The sequence below is a fragment of the Corallococcus interemptor genome (assembly GCF_003668875.1).
GTDB lineage: Bacteria > Myxococcota > Myxococcia > Myxococcales > Myxococcaceae > Corallococcus > Corallococcus interemptor.
On record NZ_RAWM01000042.1, the window covers coordinates 55,431 to 63,689 of the forward strand.

At 73.1% G+C, this 8,259-nt stretch carries 5 protein-coding genes; 2 read left to right on the forward strand and 3 right to left on the reverse strand.

The annotated features are described in order from the left end of the window. Positions 1-115: 115 nt before the first annotated feature. Positions 116-502 carry a lactoylglutathione lyase gene (gloA, locus tag D7X96_RS17690; protein ID WP_120550539.1) on the reverse strand — a complete coding sequence of 129 codons (387 nt, stop codon included), beginning with the start codon at positions 500-502 and terminating at the stop codon, positions 116-118. A gap of 166 nt (positions 503-668) precedes the next feature. Between gloA and hemL the strand changes: the two genes are divergently transcribed. Together hemL and D7X96_RS40465 are read left to right on the forward strand one after the other, a co-directional pair. Beyond that, the gene (hemL, locus tag D7X96_RS17695) at positions 669-1,964 is read left to right on the forward strand and encodes a glutamate-1-semialdehyde 2,1-aminomutase (RefSeq protein ID WP_120550540.1); all 1,296 of its coding nucleotides are present in this window, start codon (positions 669-671) and stop codon (positions 1,962-1,964) included. Next, positions 1,948-4,575 carry a serine/threonine protein kinase gene (locus tag D7X96_RS40465; RefSeq protein ID WP_208647332.1) on the forward strand — a complete coding sequence of 876 codons (2,628 nt, stop codon included), beginning with the start codon at positions 1,948-1,950 and terminating at the stop codon, positions 4,573-4,575. The genes hemL and D7X96_RS40465 overlap by 17 nt, the downstream gene beginning before the upstream one ends. Positions 4,576-4,587: 12 nt before the next feature. On the opposite strand, the gene D7X96_RS17705 is transcribed toward D7X96_RS40465, so the two are convergent. Both D7X96_RS17705 and D7X96_RS17710 read right to left on the reverse strand, forming a co-directional pair. Beyond that, positions 4,588-5,439: an outer membrane protein gene (locus tag D7X96_RS17705; protein WP_233610293.1), complete on the reverse strand. Its 852-nt coding sequence runs from the start codon at positions 5,437-5,439 to the stop codon at positions 4,588-4,590. Positions 5,440-5,534: 95 nt separating this feature from the next. Beyond that, positions 5,535-8,204 carry an ATP-binding protein gene (locus D7X96_RS17710; RefSeq protein ID WP_244219623.1) on the reverse strand — a complete coding sequence of 890 codons (2,670 nt, stop codon included), beginning with the start codon at positions 8,202-8,204 and terminating at the stop codon, positions 5,535-5,537. Positions 8,205-8,259 lie beyond the last annotated feature (55 nt).

Sequence of the window (8,259 nt, forward strand, 5' to 3'; positions counted from 1 at the left end):
GCGTTTTGCGCGCGCGGGCCTCTCTACACCCCCTCCGGGGGCACGGCGAGCGGAAGGCGCGAAACATCGCGCTTAAATTCCCGTCCGCCTGCCTGCCTGGGGCGCCCGGGGTGGGTCAGGCCTTCTGCTGGATGAGCTCCACCTTGTAGCCGTCCGGGTCCTCCACGAAGGCGATGACGGTGGTGCCGTGCTTCATGGGGCCGGGCTCGCGGACGACCTTGCCGCCGGCCTGGCGGATGGCATTGGCGGTGGCGTGGATGTCGCTGACGCCCAGGGCGATGTGGCCGTAGGCATTGCCCAGCTCGTACTTCGCCGTGTCCCAGTTGTGGGTGAGCTCCAGGGCGGGGTGGGTGTCCTCGGGGCCATAGCCCACGAAGGCGAGGGTGAACTTGCCGTCCGGGTAGTCCTGGCGGCGCAGCAGGGTCATGCCGAGCACGCGGGTGTAGAAGTCGAGCGACTTCTCCAGGTCGCCGACACGGAGCATGGTGTGGAGGATGCGCATGCGGTGGCTATAACCGCCCGCGTCCATCGGGTGAAGCCACGTGTGAAGCCCCTTGAGGGGGTGCCCTCCACCGGCCGGGCAGGCGTCCGCTCGGGGGCGAAAAGGTGACACCGGAGGGCCACTCGGGGCAGGGACGGGCGTAAAGGCGCGTGTTATGGAACCGGCCATGAAACACGCTCAAAGCCAGGCCCTCTTCGCCCGTGCGCAGGCGCGCATCCCGGGTGGCGTGAACTCTCCGGTGCGTGCCTTCCGTGGCGTGGGAGGCGACCCCGTCTTCTTCAAGGAGGGCTCCGGCGCGTGGCTCACCGACGTGGACGGCAACCGCTACGTGGACCTCGTGGGCAGCTGGGGCCCGCTCATCCTGGGCCACGCGTACCCGCCCATCATCGAGGCCATCCTGGAGGCCGCCCGTCGCGGCACGACGTTCGGTGCGCCCGTCGCCTCCGAGGTGGAGTTCGCGGAGCTGCTCTGCGCCACCGTGCCGTCCGTGGAGAAGGTGCGCCTGGTCTCCTCGGGCACCGAGGCCACCGTGGCCGCCATCCGCGTGGCGCGCGGCTTCACCGGCCGCGACTACATCCTCAAGTTCGAGGGCTGCTTCCACGGCGCGGGTGACCCGTTCCTCGTGAAGGCGGGCAGCGGCGTGGAGACGCTGGGCCTGCCGGACTCGCCGGGCGTGCCGGCCGCGCTGGCGTCGCTCACGCTCACCGCGCCCTTCAACGACCTGGAGGCCGTGGAGCGCATCTTCAACGAGAAGGGCAGGGACATCGCCTGCGCCATCATCGAGCCCGTGGTGGGCAACATGGGCGTGCTGGTGCCGCGCCCCGGCTACCTCGAGGGGCTTCAGAAGCTCTGCCAGAAGCACGGCGTGCTCTTCGTGCTGGACGAGGTGATGACGGGCTTCCGGCTCGCTCGCGGCGGCGCGCAGGAGCTGTACGGGCTCAAGCCGGACCTGACCACCATGGCCAAGGTGGTGGGCGGCGGCATGCCACTGGGCGCGTACGGCGGCCGGCGCGACATCATGGCGAAGGTGGCGCCAGAGGGGCCGGTGTACCAGTCCGGCACGCTGTCCGGGAACCCGGTGGCGGTGGCGGCGGGCATGGCGTGCGTGAAGGCGCTGGCGGCGCCGGGGACGTACCAGCGGCTGGAGCACCTGGGCCTGCTGCTGGAGGAGGGCTTCCGCGCGGAGGCGAAGGCGGCGGGCGTGCCGGTGACGGTGAACCGCGTGGGCAGCATGCTCACGGTGTTCTTCACGGCGGAGCCGGTGTTCGACTACGCGTCCGCGAAGAAGGCGGACACGGCGAAGTTCGGGCGCTTCTTCCACGCGATGCTGCAAGAAGGCGTGTACCTGCCGCCCAGCCAGTTCGAGGCGGCGTTCGTGTCGCTGGCCATCGGCGAGCCGGAGGTGGCGCACGTGCTCGCCGCGGCCCGCAAGGCGTTCCGCGCGCTTGGCGACGCCCGTTGAACCGGAGGCCCTGAGCGGGCCCGTGCGCTTTGGCCCCTACACCCTCGTGCGCCGCATTGGCGCCGGGGGGATGGGGGAGGTCTTCCTCGCGCGCGAGGAGGGCGTGGGGCGCGCGGTGGTGGTGAAGAAGGTGCTGCCGGGGCTGGTGGACAGCCGGCAGTTCGTGGGCCGCTTCCGCGACGAGGCCCGCGTGGTGGTGCGGCTGGCGCACCCGAACATCGCGCGCGTGTACGCGATGGGCGAGGTGGACGGGCAGCTGTTCCTCGCCATGGAGTACGTGCTGGGCAAGACGCTCAGCCGGCTCGCGTACCGCCTGCGGCAGCGTCAGCGGATGATGCCCCTGGGGCCGCTGCTCCAGATGGGCATCCGGCTGTGCGAGGGGCTGGCGTACGCGCACGACGCGACGGATGAGGAAGGGCACCCGCTGCACCTGGTGCACCGCGACCTGTCTCCCGCGAACGTGTGCGTGAGCTACGCGGGCGAGGTGAAGATCATCGACTTCGGCGCGGCGCAGTCCACGCTGAAGGAGCAGCAGACGGCGCCGCGCGTGGTGATTGGCAACCTCACGTACATGGCGCCGGAGCAGGCCCGCAAGCGCACGGTGGACCGCAGGGCGGACCTGTACGCGGTGGGCGTGGTGCTGTGGGAGTTGTTCTCGTGGAAGCCGCTGTCGCAGCGGGGTGATCCGCTGGAGCGCTGGCGGCGCGCGGCCTATCCGCAGTGGGAGCCCGCGGGGCGCTACCGCCCGGACCTGCCGCGCGCGGTGGACGCGCTCCTGGCGCGAGCGCTGGCGTCCGAGCCGAACGACCGCTTCCCCACGGCGACGGCCATGGCGGAGGCGCTGGGCGCGCTGAAGGAGAAGCTGGCGCCCAACGTGACGGACCAGGACCTGGTGCGGCTGATGTCCGCGGCCTTCCCGCGCGAGAAGGTCATCGAGCAGCAGATGCTGGATGACCTGTTGCGCGAGCAGCCCGGGCGCACGAGCACGCGTCAGGAGTTCCCGTCCGTGCTCGCGCCTCCGGGTGCCGTGGAGGAGGCGGAGGCGCTTCGCGCGCAGGAGGACATCGCGACGGAGGCGATGGACGCGGCGAAGCTGCGGCAGGCGGAGCAGGCCAGCGCGGGACCGGAGACCGAAGCCCTGGACGCCGCGATGGCAACGCAGAGCGCGCGTGCGGGTCCGGAGGCCGGGACGCAGGGTGCCGCGCAGCCGCTGCCGCCAGAAAGCGCGCTCGCGGACCTGGAAGCCCTGACGCCGAGCTCCGTGAAGCCACTGCCGCCGGAGTACGCCGGCGTGGGCGAGCGGACCGAGGCGCTGGACGCGGCGAAGGTGGAGCAGGCCCTGCGCGCGGCGGCAGCGGCTCGGGGAGAGTCCGGCGAGGACCCGGGGCTCCCGCGCAAGGCGCCCCCGCCACGGCTGCACAACCTCGAAATCACCATGGATGCCTGGCTGCCAGGCATTGGCGCCGCGGAGCCCACCACGCCGGGGCTGCCTCCCCAGACTCCGGCGGGGTCCGCGCCCGAGGAGAACTGGACGCCCGGGCCGGGCGAGGACGAGCCCACCCCCCAGGAGGCCTCCGGCTCCTTGGAATCCAGGGCTGGCCCGGGCCCCGAGGACACCACCGACCCGGGCGAGCGCACCCCGGCGGAACAACCGTCCCGGCCGGATTGGAATCCGGACGCGGACGGGAAAGACTCCGCTCCACAGCTTCGAGCGTCTCACCGTGAGGGGCCCCCCCCGGCCCCGGAGGACTCACCGATGCAGAACCGCCCCTCGCGCCCGGGCTGGACTCCCGGCGCAGGCAGTGAGGACTCCACGACCAACGAGCGCCCCGCGCGCAAGAGCGCCACCGGCCTTCCCGCCGCCGGCAAGGGCGGCTGGACCCCGGGCTCCGGCGAGGACGACGCCACCGAGGGCGCCGCCCCGTCCCCCATCGCCGCGCGCCCCGACGACGCGGACGACGAGAGCACCGACGTCGACAAGCCCGGCCGCGCCAAGGCGAGCCCCGCGCCTCGCGCGCCGCAGTCCCGTCCGCAGACCTCCGTGGGCGCCGCTCCGAAGGCGCGCCCCGCGGAGGTGCCCCCGGACGCCACCCGCCCCATGTCCCAGGACGAGCTGCCGGTGCCCTGGGCGCCGCAGGGCGCGGGCGAGGCCACCGAGGCCCTGGAGGCCGCGAAGATCTTCGGCGCCCTGTCCCAGACGACGGGCAACATGCCGGCCTACCTCGACGAGAAGTCCACCCCCTACGTCCCGCCCAAGGAGGCCCCGCGCCGCCAGGCCCCCGTGGTGAACGAGCGGCCCCATGAGACGCGCCCCATGCAGGTGCGGACCAAGACGCGCGAAACGCTCGTGGGCTACGACATGGACATCTCGGAGGCGCTCCGGCAGGCGGAGCTGAAGCGCCGCGAGGAAGAGCTCGCCGCCCGGAAGCGCGACAAGAACAAGAAGAAGAAGCCCGCGAAGTCCGCGGGTGGCGCCAACCCGCTGGCCGGCCTGTGGCCCATCCCGCGGCAGTACCGCTTCTGGGCCATGCTCGCGGTGGTGGCCCTGGCGTGTGCCCTGGGCTTCGGCGTGATGTGGCTCTTCCTCAACGGCGGCGAAGGCGGCGGCTGAGCGCGCGCGCCTTCAGTCCAGCGCCGGCAGCCGGTACTGGACGCCCAGCGACACGGTGGCGGTGCTCAGCCAGTTGCTCGTGAAGCCGTCGCCGAACTCGTCGTCGTTGTCGTCGGACGTGCCTCGCGCGCCGCCGCCCAGGTAGCGCAGGTTGAGGAACACGTCGACCTGGTCGGTGATGCGCACGCCGCCGCGCAGGCTCGCGTCCAGCAGCGCCCCCGTCGTGGCCGAGTCGCTGTCGCCGTTGATGATGGCCGCCGGCGCGTAGCTGCCATCCGCCTCCAGCCCCACCCACCAGTTCGGCCCCAGCGGCCAGCGCACGCGCACCTTGAGCAGCGGCACGGGCCCCACGTCCCGGCTGGTGCGCCGCAGCGTCCCGTCCGCGGAGGTGAAGACGAACGTCGCGTTGCGAAGCTGGAGCGAGGCGCCCACGGACAGCTCCCGCTCCGCACCGCCGAGCAGGTCATAGAGGTAGCTGGCCCGGTAGAACGGGAACGCGTAGCGCACGTCCAGGTTCGTGCCCTCCGGGAACGTGAGCTCGTCAATCGTGACGTCCCGCCGCAGCACGACCTGCGTCTGGAGGTCCAGCGGCTGCACCAGGAACACCAGCGTGTGCCGCCCGTGCAGGGACAGCTCCGCGCTCAGGCGCACGAACGTGTAGAGGTTGTCCTGCCCGCCGTCCTCCGGGAAGCGGAAGATGGTCCCGTCGCTGCCCTGACGCAGGCTGTGCGCCAGCACGTCCAGGAAGCCCAGCTCTCCCACCGCGCGCAGCTCCACGCGAGGCGCGTCCTCCGCCGCGTGCGCGGACCCCGCCATCCCGAACAGCCACGCCACCATCCCTGCCACGGCTTGTGACCCGCGCATCGTCTGCCCCTGGGAAGTGCATCCTCGAGGCCGCCAGCAGACTCGGACCTGGACGCGCGAAGGGGATTTTCCAGCGCGGACTGTTCAGTCTTCCGTCACGCGCCCGTCAGCGGCAGGGGCGGCGCCACCGGCGGCTCCAGCGGCAGGAAGAGGCGGAAGATGGTGCCCTTGCCCGTCTCCGGCGTGTCCAGCGACACCAGGCCCACGTGCGAGTCGATGATGCGCTTCACCACCGCGAGCCCCAGGCCGGTGCCCTGGGCCTTGGTGGTGAAGAAGGGCTCGAAGACGCGCGCGCGCAGCTCCGCCGGGATGCCCGGCCCCGTGTCGCAGATCTCCACCTGCACGCCGGCCCGGTCCATCCACGCCTTGCGAGCCACCACGCGCAGCGTGCCACCCTGCGCCCCCATGGCCTGCACGGCGTTGAGCGCCACGTTGAGGAAGCACTGGCGGATGAGCCGCTCGTCCACCGTCACCGCCGGCACGTCCTCCTCCATCACCCACTCCACCCGCACCTGGGACGGCGCGGTGCCGGCCACGTCGGAGAGCGCGCTGCTCACCGCCTCCTCCAGCAGCTGCGTCACCGACACCGGATACAGGTGCGGCGACGGAGGCCGCGCGAAGGTGAGCAGGTCCGCGACGATGCGGTTGAGCCGGTCCGCTTCCTCTCCCACGATGTCCACCAGCGGGATGGCCGGGCTCTCCGGGCCGATGATGCGGCGGATGGTGGCCACCGAGTTGAAGATGGCGCCCAGGGGGTTTCGCACCTCGTGGGCCACCACCGCGGACAGCTCGCCCAGCGCCACCAGGCGCTCGCGGTTCACCAGCTGCTCCTGCGCGCGCGCCAGCTCCGCGTAGCTCTGCTTCAAGTCCTCCACCAGCCGCGCGCCCTCCAACGCCAGCGACAGCTGATTGGCGATGGCGTCCGCGCGCTCCAGCTCCGCGGCCGTGAAGCGGCGCGGCCGGCGCGTCTCCACCATCACCGCCACGCCCACCATCTGGTCGTGCACGGTCAGCGGCAGCACCATGTACGACTGGGCCTCCGCGGCGCTGCGCAGCTCGTCGTCCGCCCTCACCTCCAGCCGCGCGTCCTCGATGCGCAGCGGCTGGCGCGTGCGGTACACCTGCGCCGCCAGCGAGTTCGACGCCGCGTCCAGCGGCACCTGGCGTCCCACCAGCTCCGGGTGGCCGCCCGTCGCCGCGCGGATGGCCAGCCTTTCGCCCTGCGCATCCGGCAACAGCACGTACGCGTCCGGCACGTCCACGATGCGCGCCAGGCTGGTGACGCCCGTGGCCAGCAGCCGGTCCAGCTCCAGCGTGGCGGCCAGCGCCTTGCCCACCTCGTGCATCAGCGCCAGGTCCTCCGCGCGGCCGCGCACCTCGTCCAGCAGGCGGTGGGATTCGATGGCCGCCGCGAAGTGCGTGCCCATGGCCTGGAGCGTCTCCACCTCCAGCGCGGTGAGCCGGCGGCGCGCGTGGAACAGCACGCTCAACGTGCCCACGCCGCGCGAGCGCACCCGCAGCGGCACCGACACCAGCGTCTGGAACGACAGCGCCCGCAGCGCGTCGCGCGTGGGCGCGGGGCACGCCTCCGCGTCCAGCACCTGCACCGCGTCCGGCATCCCGCCCGGACGCGGCAGCGACCCCAGCCGGGCGCGGCGCACGCGCGCCACCGCGTCCTCGGACAGGCCGCGCGCGTACACGAGCTCCAGGGACTCGCCCGTCTCATGCCGCGCGTCCGCGGGCAGCAGCAGGCACACGGCGTCACTGCCCAGGAGGCCGGAGATCTCCTCCGTGCCGGAGCCGAAGAAGGCGCGCGGGTGGGGCGCGGACGCGGCCTGGGACGCCAGCCGCCCCAGCGCGGTGAGCGCCGTCGCGCGCACGCTCAGCCGCTGGATGGTGCGCGCCGCGTCCAGCGCGGACGACACCTGCTGGCCGAACAGGCGCACCGCGGCCACGTCCTCTTCACTGAGCCAGTCCGCGGCCAGCACCAGCATGGCCATGGGCGCGTTCTCCACGTCGATGCGCACGCCCACCGCCCGGTGCGTCTCCACGCGCCGGAACACCGCCAGCACCGCGTCCATGCGCGCCTCGGACACGAAGCGGGACGCCTCCACGCCCAGGTCCTCCACCCACGCGTCGCCCTCGCGCCAGACGCGCACCAGCGCGGGCGCCCAGCCGCCCGGGGCCTCCACCCGCACGCGGCCTCCCAGCGCCGGCGCGTGCGGCACCAGCCGGGGGGACAGCCCCGCCACGGACAGCTCCACGCCCACGCCCCGGGGTGTCAGCCACGCGAAGCCCAGCTCCAGCGCCTCCAGCCCCCGGAACACCTCCTCGCGCACCGCGTCCTCGGAATGGAGCGCGCGCACCGTGCTGCCCAGCTCCGCCAGCCGCCGCAGCACCATTCTGCGCCGCACGCGGGAGGTGACGTCGCGCACCTGCACCACCCAATCCCGCGCGTTCGGGTGCACCGTCAGCTCCACGCGCAGCCCGTCGCTGCCCACCTGCAGCCACGCCTCGTAGGTGCCCGCCACCGGCGACGAGCCCAGCCGCCGCGCCAGCCGGTCCGCCGGGTCCTCCAGCGGGCCCGGCTCCGCCAGGAGCGCCGTCACCGGCCTCCCCACCAGCTGCTCCGGGGGAACGCCCATCAGGCGGGACATCGCCGCGTTGGCGTGGATGAGCAGGCCGTCCCGAAGCACGAACACGCCCAGGGGCATGTCGTCGAAGAGGCGGTACGCCGCCCCGGCTTCCTCGGGAACCGTCCCCACCCGACGGTTCGTGCGCTCTGTGCTCCTCACCCCTCCACTTTCGCATCCCCGGCCC